Raw genomic sequence first — 15,671 nt, forward strand, 5'->3', positions numbered from 1 at the left:
TGCGGCAATAATATGGGCGCAGCCGCCCCTGGGGCGCTCACGCTCAACTTCAGCGCTTCACTTATGGTTTTTGGACCTGAAAGGCAATCCGTGTCTTCCAGTGGAGAGGAAAATCACCGCAATTTCGAAATGAAATCATTGGCTTCCGTGATCAATTTCGCGAGTTGCCTTATGCTGCCATCATCGTCAGGCTTCTTTTCGATGACCGCAGCACAGGCAGCAATTGCCTGCGCCCCTACCCCACGTGCTGAGCCGACAAGCGCATGGGCCATCTCGCGTCTCGATTGAAGGTCGGACGAGAGCATACGTTCACGCATGCCCCCGGTCTGGGTTTGAAACATGCCAAGAACTTCGAGCGCCAGAGCCGGATCACCCATGGTTTGACGGGCCAAATGTGCGAGATCGAACGGGGTTGGACCCGTGCCTGCGCCTCGCTCGTCGAAAAGCCCCTCTGAAACAACCTGACCATTCATCTCCGGCTTCCTCTACGTCAATCTTCACACCCTATTAATGCCGGATGGACAACGGGTTAATGGGATTGCTGCAAAGTGACTGTTTCACCATAAACGTCGTTAACCTTATGTTTAAACTTTTACACATCGAGCCGATTGCGTGTTTTCAACAGAGCCTTGTCCCATTACGATACGCTTGGCTCATTTTGGGCATAGTGTCGGAGTACGAGGTTCCTCTGGTTTGCGTATGAGGCTCCGGCTGAGAGTAGCTGAGGTTTGGCGGTATGGCGCGTACAGTAGCAAAGAAGAATCAACCCAAGCGCGATTTTGCGAAGGAACTCGAGGATGCCCTCGACCTGGAGCTTGCAGACGGCTTGGAGAATGGCGACCTGGACATCGCCGCCTCCATGGAGGACCTGGAAGCGCAGATTTCTGCAGCGGCCGAGGAACTCGCGCGCGAAAATCGCGATCAGAACGGAGACGAGAAAGTCGCCGTGAGCGAGAAGAAAGACACTGCGCCATCCTCCAAGGGAAAGGCTGAACCCGCCCCGTCCGCAAAGGCGAGCTCCCCGGTTTCCACCGCCGCTGCGACGGAAAAGGCTACCAGCACCGCCTCCAAACCCGAGAAATCTCCCGAGAAATCAGAGGATACGCTCGCCAACCGGAAGAACCTCACACCGGTCGATCCTGCCCCCGAGAACACTGCCGCCCCGTCATTCGCGCCCGCCAACGACGACCGTGCCGGCGACTTCAGTGCGGTGATGCGCAAATTCGACCGACGCGCCCCCAACACCGCCTATTGGCTGGTTGCCATTCTCTCGGCACTGTGGATCGGCGGCGGCCTGCTCCTTGGCCATATGCTCTACGGTCCCGAACTCTGGCAGATCCGCTCGACCGACGCCCTTTTGGCGGCTCCGCACGCGATCGCCCTGCTGGTTGGCATTGTCGTTCCGGTTATTCTGTTCTGGGGCTTTGCAGTTATGGTGCGCCGCGCCCAGGAAATGAGGCTTGCCGCGCAATCCATGGCAGAGGCAGCCTTCCGCCTCGCCGAACCTGAAAACCTCGCCCACGAACGCATCATGACCGTTGGCCAGGCCGTTCGCCGCGAAGTTCAGGCGATGGGGGACGGCATGGATCGCACCCTCTCCCGCGCGGTGGAACTTGAAACGCTGGTTCACACCGAGGTGAGCGAACTCGAGCGTGCCTATTCGGAGAACGAAACGCGTATTCGCCATCTGGTTGATGGGCTGGGGTCCGAGCGCGAGGGCATAGTAGGCCATGCCGAGCGTGTTCGTGCGTCCATAGCCGGCGCACACGAGATACTGAAAGATGAGCTGGACACGGCCGGCGAGCGCATACGCGCAACGATTGCCGATGCATCCCGCCAACTTGCGGCATCGGTGAACGCGTCGAGTGAAGCATTGCTGAAGCAGCTCGAAGGCACTGGCGGCACCCTTCATAAGGGGATCGACGATCGCATCCAAAGCCTTTCGGAGCGCATCACCACGTCTGGCGACGCCGTGGCAAGCCTGCTCGATACCCGCATTGCCTCCCTGACCAAGGGGACGGAGGATGCAACCCAGAATCTCGCCACCTTGTTTGACACGCGGATGGCCACGCTCGCGCAAAGAACCGACGAAGCCACCGAGAAGATTGGTGGCCTGCTCGATTCGCGTGTCTCCGCCCTTGCCGATGGCGCTGAAGAAGCAGCCACCAAGCTGGGCAATGTGCTTGACTCGCGCATCTCTGCCTTCAGCCAGAACACGCAAGATGCGGAACAGACCCTGACCAAGGTTCTCGATTCGCGTCTGGGCACGCTCACAAAGGAAACCCAGGAAGCGGCGCAGACACTCGGCAACCTGTTCGATGAGCGCATGGCGACGCTCGCCGAACGCACCGATCAGACGACGCGCTCGCTCAGTTCGCTGTTCGAGACCCGCAGCTCCGCTCTTATGTCTTCCTTGGGCGAGGCCACTGAATCCCTGACCGGTGAATTCGACACCCGCCTTGGCCAGCTCGAAAATGCCGTCACCGAGCGGGGCCGCGCTCTCATCGCCGAGTTTACCACGCGTGCCGAAGCGCTCGACGCCGGCACGCAGAAGCTGAACTCAGCTCTGGAAGCGCGGGCGCGCAGCATCAACGAAACACTCGTTGAACGTACCCGCGAAATCGCCAACACCTTCGCTCAGGGCAAGGATGAGGTCTCCGCAGCTGTCGAGGCAGGCAAAACCGCCCTTGGCAGCGAGCTGTCAGACCTTGTGGCTTCGACCAGCATCATGCTGGAAAACACAGCCGGTGAGTTTGGCAAACGTCTCGACCAGAACTGGTCGCAGATGGCCGCTCAGTTCGACGAAGGTATTGAGCGTATCGACGCGACCCAATCGCGCATGAGCGAGGCCGCACAGCGTCAGATCCAGGCATTCGAGGAAACGCACCAGCGGCTCTCCGGCGCATTCAGCGCGGATATGGAGAAACTCGATCTGGCGCGCGCAACCTTCGAAGCCGGAATCGGCGAGCAGGTGCAGCAGCTTGCCAAAACGCGTGACAGTTTCGGTGAAGCCCTCGACGCCAACATTGCCAAGATCGATGAACACCGCACTGCACTCAATGCCGTGATCGAAGACGAAGCCATGCGCGTCAACGAGATCTTCACCAAGCAGACGGGGATCATCGAAGAGCGCACCCAGACTATGGAAAAAGCGCTATCGATCGGCGTGGAAAATGTCCGCAGCACACTGGAGAACAGCGCCGTTGTCGTCGCGGGCGCCCTGCGCGACAAAGTCATCGAGGCAACCTCGACGCTGAACGAGGAAGCAGCGAAGGTGTTCGAGGACGCAGACAAGCGCATTGCCGCGCGCGCCGAACAAACCGCATCGACCCTCGGCGCACGCATCGAGGACATCGACCGGACATTTGACGACGCTTCGGCGCGCTTCACCGAGCGTGCCGGCGTCTTCGCGCAGACCTTTGCCGAAGTTGATGGCCGCATCGCTGCGCGCCTGGAGACGACCGCGGAGACATTGTCGCAACACACCAAGGCAATCACCGACACCTTTGATGCAGCGGATCGCAAGATCCTGAGCCGGGTCGATCAGACCACGGAACAGCTCACGGCGCGCACGGAAGATCTTTCCAAGACTTTCGAGGACTTTGACCAGCGTGTCATAGCCCGGACTCACCAGACATCGGCCGAGCTCGACGCACGTGCCAGTGCCATGAGCGAATCGCTTTCGCAACTTCAGGAACGCCTGTCGAACAGTGCCAGCATGATCGCCAGCGCCATCTCCGGCGGCATCAACGACGCAGATGCGCGCCTGCGGGAAAGCGCAGAGTCGGTTGCCCAACACGTCAACCAGCAACTCTCCACCACGCAGGCCCGTCTCGTCTCCACTGCCGACACGATCGCTCAGACCTTTGCGTCGGTGGACGAACACATCGGCAAACGTACGAACGAAACCGTTTCGAGCCTGGAAGAGCGCACGCGCGAACTCAATTCCATCCTGGCGGGCCGTACAGCGGAGATGTCGCGTATTCTGGACGAGACGGCGAAACCGCTCGTGGAGCGTTTCGCTGCCAGCGGCGGCGAGCTGCGCGAAAGCATTCAGGCAATCACGACGGAAACGACGCAGCGTCTGCAGTCAGAGAACGCTGCTCTGCTCAATGCGCTGACCAATCGAACGAACGAAGCTCTATCTGCTTTCGAAAATGTGCAGACGAACCTGACCGGGCACATCGACGAGCTTCTTCAGAAACTCGGCATTTCCGGCCAGCGTCTGGGCGCGTTGATTTCCACGGCGTCCAAAAATCTCTCTGAGGTGGACGAGCGCCTCAGCACCACAGCCACCAGCTTTGCCGAGAACGCGGAAAAGGCTGCCGAAACCTTCTCCAACTCAGCAAGCCTCATCAATGCAAACTCCGGCCGTCTGGCTGACTTCTCCGACAGGACCCTTCGCGAAATTTCAGCGATTGCGAGCCGGTTCGAAGATCACAGCAAGGTTCTGGAGACAGCATCAGAGTTGCTGGAGCGCGCGCAATCGGGCTTGAGCGGGAATCTTGAGGACCGTCAGAAGGCGCTGGAGGCCCTGGCCTCCGGCCTGGCTGAGAAATCCGAGCATATCGAGCGCACAATGAACGCGTTCGAGGATTTTGTGGCACGAACCCTCACCACCGCCGAGGGACGCACGCAGCAGTCAGTCGAAGGTATTCGACAGTCGATCGCCGAAGTCGTGGAAGCGGCTACAAGCCGCTTTAGCGGAGCAACGGATGAAATTCGTCGAACGGCTGCCGAAATCCGCAACGAGCTCGAGCAGACGCGCAGTGATGTGAAACGCGGAATTGCCGAACTGCCGGCTGAAGCCAAACAGTCGACCTCGGCAATGCGCAACGCGATCACAGAACAGGTGAACGCGCTGAAAGAGCTTTCGGATATCGTATCGAAATCCGGCCGGATGCCCGGTCGTGATCGAGCAAGCGAGAATCGCCTGCCCACCGATACACCTCCATTGCGCCAGGCGGCACCAGCACCTGCTCCGCAGGCGCCCTCAGCAGCGGCACAGCCGGTCATTGAAAGGCCGCGTCAGTCCGCGGCACCGGCTTCGCGTCCGGTAGAGCCCACACGCGCGCCCCAGCAGGCAAGCCAGCCAGCGGCTGGCGGTGGCTGGATTCGCGACCTCCTGCGCAGCGCTTCCAACGAAGAAGGTCGCAACGAGCGGGAACGCCCGGCCTCATCCGTTCAGAAGGAAGACCGGTCAGCCCTGCATGTGGTGGAATCGCTGAACTCGCTCTCCGTGGATATTGCTCGGGCAATCGATCATGAAGCCTCGATCGATCTTTGGGACCGGTATCGTCGCGGCGAACGGAACGTCTTCACGCGCCGCCTCTATACGTTGAAGGGGCAGCAGACATTCGACGAGATTCAGAACAAATATCGTTCTGATCCTGAATTTCATGCCGCTGTCGATTTGTACTGCCGTGATTTCGAGAAACTGTTGCGGGATGTCTCCCGTTCCGATCGCGACAATATGATGACCCAGACCTATCTGACCTCCGACACCGGCAAGGTCTACACGATGCTGGCTCATGCCAGTGGCCGCCTGCGCTAACAACCGGCGCGGATTTGAAATGGCGAACGGGGCCCATCAGGGCCCGTTTTCTTTCGCGGTAGCGGCATTCAGGTCCGCGCACACAGCGGCCGGACACTATTTGCGCCAAAGCACAATGCCCGCAGGAACAAGACAATCCCTCTGCCCCTGGCACATCATCAACAGCCCTGGTGATCCAGCCCTCAAGATTTCAGCCTTTGAGAGATCCATATGAAAGCCGTTCTTTTTGAGAGTTTTGCGCAAGCGCCCCAGATCGCTACCCTGCCCGACCCGACACCCACCACCCACGGCGTGGTGATCAGGGTCCAGGCTACCGGAGTTTGTCGCAGCGACTGGCATGGCTGGATGGGGCACGACCCGGACATCCGGCTTCCGCATGTCCCCGGTCACGAATTGGCTGGCACTGTGGAAGCCATCGGCAGGGATGTACAGCGTTGGAAGGTCGGCGATCGGGTCACCGTTCCCTTTGTCGGGGGGTGCGGAACCTGCCCCGAGTGTCATGCCGGCCACCAACAGGTCTGCCACAATCAGTTCCAACCGGGCTTTACCCACTGGGGCTCGTTCGCAGAATTCGTCGCGATCGACCAGGCCGATCTCAATCTTGTGGCACTGCCTGAAACCATGGATTTCGTGACCGCGGCGAGCCTAGGCTGCCGTTTCGCAACGTCGTTTCGAGCGGTTGTGGATCAGGGGAAGGTTTCCGCCGGTCAATGGGTGTCAGTACACGGCTGCGGCGGCGTCGGTCTTTCCGCCATCATGATCGCCGGCGCGCTGGGAGCCAATGTCGTCGCCGTGGATATCGCAGAGGAAAAGCTTGAGCTTGCACGTCAACTCGGCGCCGTGAACACCATCAACGCAACCAGGGTGTCCAGTGTCGCTGAAGCGATCCTCGACCTGACCAATGGTGGTGCGCATGTCTCCATCGACGCATTGGGACACCCCGAAACCTGCTTCAATTCCATTCAGAGCCTGCGTCGCCGTGGCAAGCATGTTCAGGTCGGGCTGATGCTGGCCGGTCACAGCACTCCGCAAGTGCCGATGGCCAGGGTCATCGCGCATGAACTGGAGATTCTTGGCAGTCATGGCATGCAGGCACACCGTTATGACGCGATGCTGACCATGATTCAGGCGGGTAAGCTCGCTCCTGATCGCCTTGTGGGGCGCCAGATAAGCCTTGAAGAGTCAATCGATGCCTTGATGCAGATGGACACATTCCAGTCGGTCGGAGCCACTGTGATCAGTCGCTTCTGAATCAGCCTCGTCCAAAACTTCAGATGTTCGCCACAGTCCAGTCCACCAGTCCGGCCATGGCCGTGCCGAAGGCACGGTCGAGCGCCGAAGCAAATGCTTGCCCGCCGCTCCCGCCCACGGGCACCGAAGCACTGAAGATGCGGGAAGCCCGCACCACCCCGTTTCGATCATTCAGAATGCGAACGAAGATCTCGACTTCAGCACGATCCTGCCCGTCCACACGGACATTGAAGGCGCGCAAGTCTGCCAGGATCTGGTAATCGATTGCCAGTCCTTCGCCTGGCATACCCACACCACCGAAGCGACCCGAGCGCTGGTAGAGATCAGCCATACGCGTCTGGACAATTCGCGGCAGGCGATCTGCCCACCGCACACCGCCAAGATACTGAATGGCACCGCTCGACGTTTTCACGACGATGTCCTGCCCGTCGAGCATCTTTATCGCTGTGGGCTCGGTCACCAGAATTTGTTTTCGGCTAACGCGACGCCCATCCTGCGATACGGAGGGTGTGGTGAGGTCAAATGCATCGACGGGCGCAGGCCCGCCGCCTGGCAAGGCAGCACAGCCGGACAGAACGCCCCCCAGCGCCAGAAGCGCTATAATCCTCGCCCTCGTCCTCAACAAACGCTCCTCAATCCGAACGCCGGTGAACCCGGCGGGACCAGCCCCTGAAATCGTTAAAAAACCAACGACCTTATCTCATCTGGTTTGGGATGATGCTGCATGAATGTCAACGTCGCACCCGGCCGTCATAACGACGAATCGTGCCCTCTCCGCCTGTTATGATGCGCTGCGGGTTCTGCTCGAAGTCCGTGACAGCGCTTTCAATCCGGTTGATGGAGCGCCGTGCATCGCGAACCAGCGACTCGACTTCTCGCAATCCGCCGCCCGAAAAGCGCTCGAGGTTTCCGGAGATCGCATCGACCCGAACCGTAAGTGTTTCAGCCATCTTGCGAAACGATTTGAGTGTTTCACGCGCATCAGCCATGAGGCCTTCGCCGTCACCGGATTCGAGCATGCCGTCGAGCTTGGCGAGAACCGAATCGAGCCGCACCGACGACTTGTTCAACTGGCTGGCCAGTTCGCTGGCATTGGTGATGAACTGATCGATATCTTCTTTGCGCTTGTCCACAGTTTCGCTGACATCGGCGATGCTTTTGGCTGCCCGGTTCACCGTAGCGCTTGCTTCTTCGAAATTTCCGACGGCAGATTTCACCGTGGCGGGATCCACACTGTCCAGAACACCGTCGAGCTTGGCCAGCGTTTGATTGGCGTTGGTCGAGAACGTACCGATCGAGCGCACCGTTTCTTCGACGCTGGACATGACCGTGTCGATGTTGCGGCTCGCCTTTTCGAGTCGACCGGAAAACTCGTCAAAATTGCTCACCATGGACGAAATCTTGTCGCGATCCACCGACGTGATCAGTTCTTCAGCCGCCTTCAGGGTGCTGTCGAGCTGGCCCGATACGTTGGAGATCGTCTCTGAAAGAGAGCTCACATTCGCGAGAAAGGAATCGATGCCCGACGCATTGCGCTCCAAGGCTTCAGAGAAACGCTGGACGTTTTTGACCGTGTCGGTCAGCGGCTGCCGGGCGTCCTTGGTAAATCCCTCAAGCTGGGACACCACATTGTCGGCGCGCGTCAGCAGGCTCTGCGCGGTCTGAAGAAGATTGGTCACCGCTGAAGGACTCGCCTGGATTTCCGCGACCGTGTCCTGTTCTTCTGCCAGATCGAAGAGATTAGGCTCCGTTGGATCGCCCCCCGTCAGCTCGATATTGGCCGTGCCGGTCAATCCGGCCAAGCCGACATCCGCCTTGGTGGACCGCGTGATCGGTGTCAGGCGGTCGACCTCAGCGTCAGCAATCGCCACGCTGGGGTTCGAAAGGTCCAGATAAACCCGTCGAACATCGCCCACCTTCACGCCATTGAAGAGAACCGCGCTGCCACGCGAGAGACCTGACGCGGAACCGGGAATCCGAAACCGCAGAACTGCCGTCTCTCCCCGGTCACCGATATTTGCGCTCCAATAGACGAAACCGAATGCAGCCAGAATGACCAGCACGGTGAAGAAGCCGACAAGAACGTAGTTGGCTCTGGTTTCCATGATAACCTGCTAACCTCTCGCGGTACGGTCGATTTGCCGTGCGCGCTTTCCCCTGAAATAGGCTTTCACCCAAGGATCGTCGCATGCAAGCATGTCCTCGACCGTGCCTTCCACGAGCACACGTTTGCCACCGAGAACGGCAATGCGGTCACACGCCGTCAAGAGACTGTCGAGATCGTGCGTGACCATATAGACGGTCAGACCCATCGTGTCGCGCAGTTTCCCGACCAGCTCATCGAACTCGGCCGCGCCGATCGGGTCAAGGCCGGAGGTCGGCTCATCGAGAAATACGATGTCCGGATCAAGCGCCAGCGCGCGTGCAAGCGCTGCGCGTTTGATCATGCCACCGGAGAGCTCGGAGGGATATTTCGGCGCAGCGTTGCGCGGCAATCCCACGAGTTCGAGTTTCAGATAGGCCAGTTCATCCATCAGCGCGCGCGGCAGATCCAGATATTCACGCATCGGCACCTGTATGTTCTCAAGGACCGTGAGGGCCGAAAACAACGCACCGTGCTGAAACAGCACACCCTGATGCATATCGACTTTCAGTCGCTCTTCATCAGTCGCCGCGTCGAGATCCTGCCCCAACAGGTGAATGGATCCCGACTGCTTTCGCACGAGACCGAGGATGGTACGCAGCAACACGGACTTTCCCGCGCCCGAGGCCCCGACAAAGCCAAGAATTTCACCGCGGTACACATCAAGCGAAAGGCCATCGAGCACCAGCGTATCACCAAACCCGACTGTTACATCGCGCACGGAGAGAACCACATCGCGCGACTGCGCCACCTGCTCTTCCTGTCGTTCTTGGGTTAGCACCATCCCGCCACCTAAAAGTCGATTGCCGCGTAAAAGATGGCAAACATCCCATCCACAACGATCACCACGAAAATCGCCTTGACCACCGACGCGGTGACGTGGGTTCCCAACGACTCGGCACTTCCCCCCACTTTCATTCCCTCGATGGAAGCAATGATTCCGACGATCAGAGCCATGAAGGGCGCCTTGATCAAACCGGCAAAGATCGTTGAAAGATCGATGGAATCTCTCAACCGGTCAATAAAGGCTTCCGGCGGGATCCCCGAGTAAAGCCAAGCGATCAGCATCGCGCCACCGAGCGCTGCAAAGTTGGCAACGATGGTGAGACAGGGAACTGCCACCATGAGTGCCACGAGACGTGGAAAGACGAGAACACCGACCGGATTAAGACCGATCACGGTCAGCGCATCCACTTCTTCGCGCATCTTCATCGAGCCGATTTCAGCGGTAATCGCGCTGCCGGAACGGCCAGCGATCATAATCGCGGTCATCAGCACGCCGAGTTCGCGCAGAATGAGAATTCCGACCAGGTCGACAACGAAGATTTCAGCCCCGAAATACCGCAGCTGGAACGCGCCCTGTTGGGCGATGATGGCGCCGACGATGGCCGACATCAGCACGATAATCGGGACCGCACCCACCCCCATCCGGTCAATCTGGTTGACGATGGCGGCAGGATTGATGGCATGCGCGCGGCCAAGTTTCATCTGGGCGCCGCCGATGGTAGCCCCCAGAATATGAGCACCATAGATGATATCGTCCCGCGCCTCGTACATGGCGTGGCCGATCCGCTCCAACATGTTGAGAAACAGCGCGTTTTTTTTCGGGGGCTTGCTTTCGCTATCCTGTTCGACAGCATCCCGCACCGCGGGCAAAAGTATCTTGGCCGCCTCGCTTTCCCCGCTGATCACGACCTCGGCACCGCGCCTTTGATGTGCATAGACAAGACGTTCTATAATCCACGCCCCTGCCGTATCGAGGCTTGTCACCCCGGAAAGATCCATCCGGACATGCTGCGGCTCATCCTGCGCTTCCAGCTTACGCATACGCGCGTCGACCCGAGCCACGGTGCGCGTGTTCCACGCGCCTCTAAGGCGGCATGAGAGCACGCCATCTTCGATGCCTGTTTCCAGGTGAGGTTCCTCACTCTGGCCGGTCGGGCGCCCCGCGTCGCTTGCGTCGTCAACGGAATTGGTCAACATGGCACCATCATTAGTTCGGAGCAGGTCCAAAGGGAACCGCTTGCCGGCTCACACAGCCTCCATATAAGGCATGTTCCTCTGATAATTCAGATTTTTGCGAGAAGAAGGGCGGAAATGACACGCGAATTGGCCACAGGCACCGAGAGCTTTCCCATAGCTGGCGTTTTCACGATCTCCAGAGGCTCGCGAACGGAGGCGCGAGTCGTCACCTGCACGGTGAGCGAAAACGGTGTCCGTGGGCAGGGAGAATGTGTGCCCTACCCCCGTTATGGCGAGTCTGAGGAGAGCGTGATCAGCCAGATTGAAGCGATGCGAGAGGACATCGCCAACGGTATCAGCCGCGCTGATCTCGCCAAATCCATGCCAGCCGGAGCGGCGCGCAATGCCGTCGACTGCGCGCTGTGGGATCTGGAAGCGAAACTCTCCGGTCGGCGCGTTTCCGTAACTGCGTGCACCATCCCCCCGCGCCCCCTTCAAACCGCCTACACGATTTCTCTCGCTGAGCCTGAGGAAATGGCCGCCCAGGCGCGCGCGCATGCAACCCGTCCGCTTTTGAAGGTGAAACTGGGCGGAGAAAACGACGCGGCGCGCATTCATGCGGTGGCAGGCGCGGCCCCCGACAGCCGCCTTATCGTGGATGCGAATGAAGGCTGGACGGAAAAGAATATCCGCGAGAACATTCTGGCGGCGGCGGAATTCCACGTTGCTCTGATTGAACAGCCCCTGCCCGCCGGCAAGGATGAGCTCCTGCGCGAAATCCCGCATCCTGTGCCGATCTGCGCGGACGAAAGCGTGCACACCGCCGAAAGCCTCCCCGACCTTGCGGGGCTTTATGACTTCGTCAACATCAAACTGGACAAGACGGGCGGCCTGACCGCAGCGCTGGAATTGCGAGACCGCGCACGTGAAATGGGCTTCGGCGTGATGGTGGGATGCATGGTCGGGACGTCGCTCGCCATGGCGCCCGCTGTATTGCTTGCCCAGGGCGCCGATTACGTGGATCTGGACGGGCCACTGCTTCTGGCCAAGGATCGCCCTCATGGGCTCTCCTATTCCGGTTCGCTGGTCTCACCGCCCTCACCGCAGCTCTGGGGGTAAATGCCTTCCGGGTATCGAAAGTGCTCAGGCGGCTTTGATCCGATTTCTTTGAAATGCAGTCACCACCCCCTTTTCCCGGACCTCGGCGACCGCAGGGTTCGCACCGAGAACCTGTGCCCAGGTGATGATTTCAAAGCGCCCGTCGAAATGCTCGACAAGGGCCGTGCAGCTTTCCACCCAGTCGCCCGTGTTCATGTAGGTGACCCCGCCGATATCCTCCATCGCAGCATGGTGGATATGACCGCAGATAACACCGTCAACTTCGGAGCGCTGGGCTTCCTGCGCAAGCACGTCCTGGAAGGAGCTAATGAATTTGACCGCCTTCTTGACCTTGATCTTCGCCCATGAGGAGAAGGACCAGTAAGGTCGTCCCAGCACACGCCGCACCCGCCCGATCACGCGGTTGACGACAATGGCCAGATCGTACGCCTTGTCGCCGAGATAGGCGAGCCAGCGTACGTTGTGCACGACCTGATCAAACTGGTCACCGTGAATGACGAGGAACTTTCGCCCGTCGACCGTCTCATGAACCACCCGGTCAGCCACGACGATTCCACCAAAATGGATCCCTTGAAACGAGCGAAGAAACTCGTCGTGGTTCCCGGCGATATATGTGATCTCGGCACCCTTGCGCGCTTTGCGTAAAAGCTTCTGCACCACGTCGTTATGTGCCGCCGGCCAGTGCCATGAACGCCTGAGGCGCCAACCATCGACGATGTCACCGACCAGATAGATCTTGTCTGCATCGTGATAGCGCAGAAAATCGATCAGAAACTCGGCCTTTGCCGGTTTCGAGCCGAGGTGAACGTCTGAAATGAAGAGTGCGCGAAATCTGCGGTGTTCAGCGCCGGTCATTGTCCCGCCTGAGCCTTGTTAAGTCGCGCATTCTATGGCCCGATTCATGTCACAGACATATGACGACTACCGTTTCAATACGGAAAATCGGCTCCAGCAGACCGCAAAATATCCGGTCGCGGCATGATTCCAGCGCATGAAACTGCTTCGCGACATTCAACGCTGGAAAAAGCCTCTGCGAGCGCCTAAGCACAGGAGATGAATCAGGCCGTGCGAGCGTCGGAGCCTTTTCACAAAATTGCGCGACGCTCGGATGCAATGCCGCAAGCCAAACGGCCACGCCGCCAGAGCCATAATGTGGAGCAGCCAATGTCGTCCGACAACAAGAAGCCGCAGCGATCAGAATTCGACGAAGCTGCGCTCTTCTTTCACCGTCACCCAACCCCCGGCAAGCTGGAAATCCAAGCAACCAAGCCTTTGGGCAACCAGCGCGATCTGGCATTGGCGTATTCACCCGGTGTCGCCGCCCCCTGCATGGCCATCCATGATGATCCGAAGTGCGCTGCCGATTATACGGCCCGCGCAAACCTCGTGGCCGTGGTCTCGAACGGTTCGGCAGTGCTGGGGCTCGGCAATATCGGTCCACTTGCATCCAAGCCGGTGATGGAAGGAAAGGCCGTCCTTTTCAAGAAATTCGCCGGCATCGACGTATTCGACATCGAGATCGACGCGCCTGAAATCGATCGCATGGTGGAAACCGTCGCCGCCCTCGAACCCACCTTCGGCGGCATCAACCTTGAAGATATCAAAGCGCCTGAATGCTTCGAGGTAGAGGAGCAGTTGAAGGCGCGCATGGGCATCCCCGTGTTCCACGACGATCAGCATGGCACTGCAATCATCGTCGCCGCCGCCGTTCTGAACGGTCTCGAACTGGCAGGCAAGGACATAGCTTCGGCCAAGATCGTTTCGTCTGGTGCGGGAGCTGCCGCGCTCGCCTGCCTCAATCTGCTTGTTTCGCTCGGCGCAAAAACCGACAACATCTGGCTGACAGACCGGCACGGTGTTGTCTACGAAGGCCGCAAGGAGGAGATGGATCGCTGGAAAGCGCCCTATGTGAAGGACACTAAGGCCCGCAAGCTGGCCGAAGTGATCGGTGGTGCAGATGTTTTCCTCGGGCTTTCGGCAGCCGGTGTTCTAAAGCCGGAAATGTTGGCGAACATGGCCGAAAAGCCGCTGATACTTGCGCTCGCCAATCCCGTGCCCGAAATCATGCCGGACGTGGCGCGCGAAGCACGGCCCGACGCCATGATCTGCACCGGGCGCTCGGATTTCCCAAACCAGGTGAACAACGTTTTGTGCTTCCCCTACATCTTCAGAGGAGCACTCGATGTCGGGGCGACCGCCATCAACGAGGAAATGAAACGTGCCGCTGTGAAGGCAATCGCCGGCTTGGCTCGCGAAGAACCCTCTGATGTCGCGGCGCGTGCCTATTCCGCTGAGACACCGATCTTCGGTCCGGATTTCCTTATCCCTTCACCCTTCGACCCACGTCTCATCCTGCGCATCGCTCCGGCTGTTGCAGAAGCGGCTATGAAGAGCGGCGTTGCCGCACGCCCCATTGAGGACATGGACCAGTACCTTGATCGGCTGAACCGTTTCGTGTTCCGCTCGGGTCTGGTGATGAAACCTGTCTTCTCCGCGGCCAAGGGCGCGGGAACCAAGCGCGTGATCTACGCCGATGGAGAAGATGAGCGCGTGCTGCGCGCTGCCCAGGTTGTGATTGAGGAAGGCATTGCAGAGCCCATCATCATCGGCCGCCCGCATGTGGTGGAAACGCGACTGAAGCGTTATGGCCTGCGTATTCGACCTGGCGAGGACTTCGCCATCATCAACCCGGAAGATGACCCGCGCTATCGCGACTATGTGGATCTGCTGGTGCAACTGGCCGGCCGACGCGGTGTGACGCCCGAAGCGGCCAGAACACTGGTTCGCACCAACACAACGGTCATTGCCGCCATCGCCATGATGCGCGATGAAGCCGACGCCATGATTTGCGGCCTCGAAGGGCGCTTTGAAAAGCATCTGCGCTATGTCGACATGATCATCGGCAAACGCGAAGGGGTGTGCGATCTCTCCACCCTTTCCATGTTGATCTCGCAGTTTGGCGTGACATTCTTCACCGACACCTACGTCACGCTATGCCCCACGGCTTCCGAGATCGTGGAAACCACCATTCTGGCAGCCGAAGAAATCCGGCGGTTTGGTATCGAACCCAAGGCGGCGCTGCTGTCGCACTCCAATTTTGGCTCACGCGATTCTGAGAGCTCGATCAAGATGCGCGAAGCCGCATTGACGCTGAAGCGCATCGCGCCGGATCTTGTGTCCGATGGTGAGATGCACGGCGATTCCGCGCTCTCTGAGGTACTGCGCCAGCGCGTCTACCCACAGGCATCGCTCACCGGAGAGGCCAACCTTCTCGTCTTCCCCACCCTCGACGCAGCCAACATCACGCTGACCACATTGAAGATTATGACAGATGCGCTGCATGTCGGCCCAATTCTCCTTGGAACGGCCATGCCTGCACATATTCTGACACCTTCGGTGACCTCACGCGGCGTCGTGAACATGACTGCTCTCGCAGCCGTGGAGGCCTTGCAAAAAAGCAAGGCGGTCATGACCGGCTGACTGCCAGTCGGGTCGGAGAATGAATAGAAGGCGAGCCGGTGAAAAACTGTTGTCTCTAACCCTAGCTTAACCTGGTTGCCTTAACTTCGCCGTTCAACCGGCGATGTATACCGAAGTGCGATGCGGTCTGCTCGCGCGTCAGCCGGAAAGTGCAGGCGGGGC

At 59.2% G+C, this 15,671-nt stretch carries 10 protein-coding genes; 4 read left to right on the top strand and 6 right to left on the bottom strand.

Annotated elements, in window-relative coordinates:
- Positions 1-113: 113 nt before the first annotated feature.
- Positions 114-473 carry an Hpt domain-containing protein gene (locus tag AC2CHD_RS02975; RefSeq protein ID WP_484552522.1) on the bottom strand — a complete coding sequence of 120 codons (360 nt, stop codon included), beginning with the start codon at positions 471-473 and terminating at the stop codon, positions 114-116.
- A gap of 263 nt (positions 474-736) precedes the next feature.
- Here AC2CHD_RS02975 and AC2CHD_RS02980 point away from each other — a divergent pair, with 263 nt between their 5' ends.
- Both AC2CHD_RS02980 and AC2CHD_RS02985 read left to right on the top strand, forming a co-directional pair.
- Complete coding sequence (locus tag AC2CHD_RS02980) at positions 737-5,554, top strand: apolipoprotein A-IV repeat region-like domain-containing protein (protein ID WP_484552523.1); 4,818 nt, start codon at positions 737-739, stop codon at positions 5,552-5,554.
- Positions 5,555-5,764: 210 nt separating this feature from the next.
- Complete coding sequence (locus tag AC2CHD_RS02985) at positions 5,765-6,805, top strand: zinc-dependent alcohol dehydrogenase family protein (RefSeq protein ID WP_484552524.1); 1,041 nt, start codon at positions 5,765-5,767, stop codon at positions 6,803-6,805.
- Positions 6,806-6,824: 19 nt separating this feature from the next.
- Here the strand turns inward: AC2CHD_RS02985 and AC2CHD_RS02990 are convergent, their stop codons facing one another.
- From AC2CHD_RS02990 to AC2CHD_RS03005, 4 genes are all read right to left on the bottom strand, one after another.
- Entirely contained in the window at positions 6,825-7,427 is a 603-nt protein-coding gene (locus tag AC2CHD_RS02990) for an ABC-type transport auxiliary lipoprotein family protein (RefSeq protein WP_229449147.1), read from the bottom strand.
- A gap of 109 nt (positions 7,428-7,536) precedes the next feature.
- Positions 7,537-8,910 (bottom strand): MlaD family protein, encoded by a 1,374-nt coding sequence (locus AC2CHD_RS02995; RefSeq protein ID WP_229449146.1) that lies wholly within the window; start codon positions 8,908-8,910, stop codon positions 7,537-7,539.
- Positions 8,911-8,919: 9 nt separating this feature from the next.
- On the bottom strand, positions 8,920-9,732 hold the full coding sequence (locus AC2CHD_RS03000) for an ABC transporter ATP-binding protein (protein ID WP_229449145.1): 813 nt from the start codon (positions 9,730-9,732) through the stop codon (positions 8,920-8,922).
- An 8-nt stretch (positions 9,733-9,740) separates the two neighbouring features.
- Positions 9,741-10,931 (bottom strand): ABC transporter permease, encoded by a 1,191-nt coding sequence (locus tag AC2CHD_RS03005; RefSeq protein WP_484552525.1) that lies wholly within the window; start codon positions 10,929-10,931, stop codon positions 9,741-9,743.
- 114 nt (positions 10,932-11,045) lie between these two features.
- Here AC2CHD_RS03005 and dgcA point away from each other — a divergent pair, with 114 nt between their 5' ends.
- A complete protein-coding gene (dgcA, locus tag AC2CHD_RS03010) occupies positions 11,046-12,029 on the top strand; it encodes an N-acetyl-D-Glu racemase DgcA (RefSeq protein ID WP_484552526.1) in 984 nt (327 codons plus the stop codon).
- 24 nt (positions 12,030-12,053) lie between these two features.
- Here dgcA and AC2CHD_RS03015 read toward each other — a convergent pair whose 3' ends face one another.
- The gene (locus tag AC2CHD_RS03015; protein WP_229449142.1) at positions 12,054-12,884 is read right to left on the bottom strand and encodes a UDP-2,3-diacylglucosamine diphosphatase; all 831 of its coding nucleotides are present in this window, start codon (positions 12,882-12,884) and stop codon (positions 12,054-12,056) included.
- A 309-nt stretch (positions 12,885-13,193) separates the two neighbouring features.
- Here AC2CHD_RS03015 and AC2CHD_RS03020 point away from each other — a divergent pair, with 309 nt between their 5' ends.
- Positions 13,194-15,509: an NADP-dependent malic enzyme gene (locus AC2CHD_RS03020; RefSeq protein WP_484552527.1), complete on the top strand. Its 2,316-nt coding sequence runs from the start codon at positions 13,194-13,196 to the stop codon at positions 15,507-15,509.
- Positions 15,510-15,671 lie beyond the last annotated feature (162 nt).

This window comes from Nitratireductor sp. ATLC21 (assembly GCF_057196525.1).

What these genes read in the sequence shown, in the direction of transcription:
- AC2CHD_RS02995 (WP_229449146.1), bottom strand. Translation starts at nt 8,910, where the DNA reads ATGGAAACCAGAGCCAACTACGTTCTTGTCGGCTTCTTCACCGTGCTG.
- AC2CHD_RS02975 (WP_484552522.1), bottom strand. Translation starts at nt 473, where the DNA reads ATGAATGGTCAGGTTGTTTCAGAGGGGCTTTTCGACGAGCGAGGCGCA.
- AC2CHD_RS02985 (WP_484552524.1), top strand. Translation starts at nt 5,765, where the DNA reads ATGAAAGCCGTTCTTTTTGAGAGTTTTGCGCAAGCGCCCCAGATCGCT.
- AC2CHD_RS03005 (WP_484552525.1), bottom strand. Translation starts at nt 10,931, where the DNA reads ATGTTGACCAATTCCGTTGACGACGCAAGCGACGCGGGGCGCCCGACC.
- dgcA (WP_484552526.1), top strand. Translation starts at nt 11,046, where the DNA reads ATGACACGCGAATTGGCCACAGGCACCGAGAGCTTTCCCATAGCTGGC.
- AC2CHD_RS03015 (WP_229449142.1), bottom strand. Translation starts at nt 12,884, where the DNA reads ATGACCGGCGCTGAACACCGCAGATTTCGCGCACTCTTCATTTCAGAC.
- AC2CHD_RS03000 (WP_229449145.1), bottom strand. Translation starts at nt 9,732, where the DNA reads ATGGTGCTAACCCAAGAACGACAGGAAGAGCAGGTGGCGCAGTCGCGC.
- AC2CHD_RS03020 (WP_484552527.1), top strand. Translation starts at nt 13,194, where the DNA reads ATGTCGTCCGACAACAAGAAGCCGCAGCGATCAGAATTCGACGAAGCT.
- AC2CHD_RS02980 (WP_484552523.1), top strand. Translation starts at nt 737, where the DNA reads ATGGCGCGTACAGTAGCAAAGAAGAATCAACCCAAGCGCGATTTTGCG.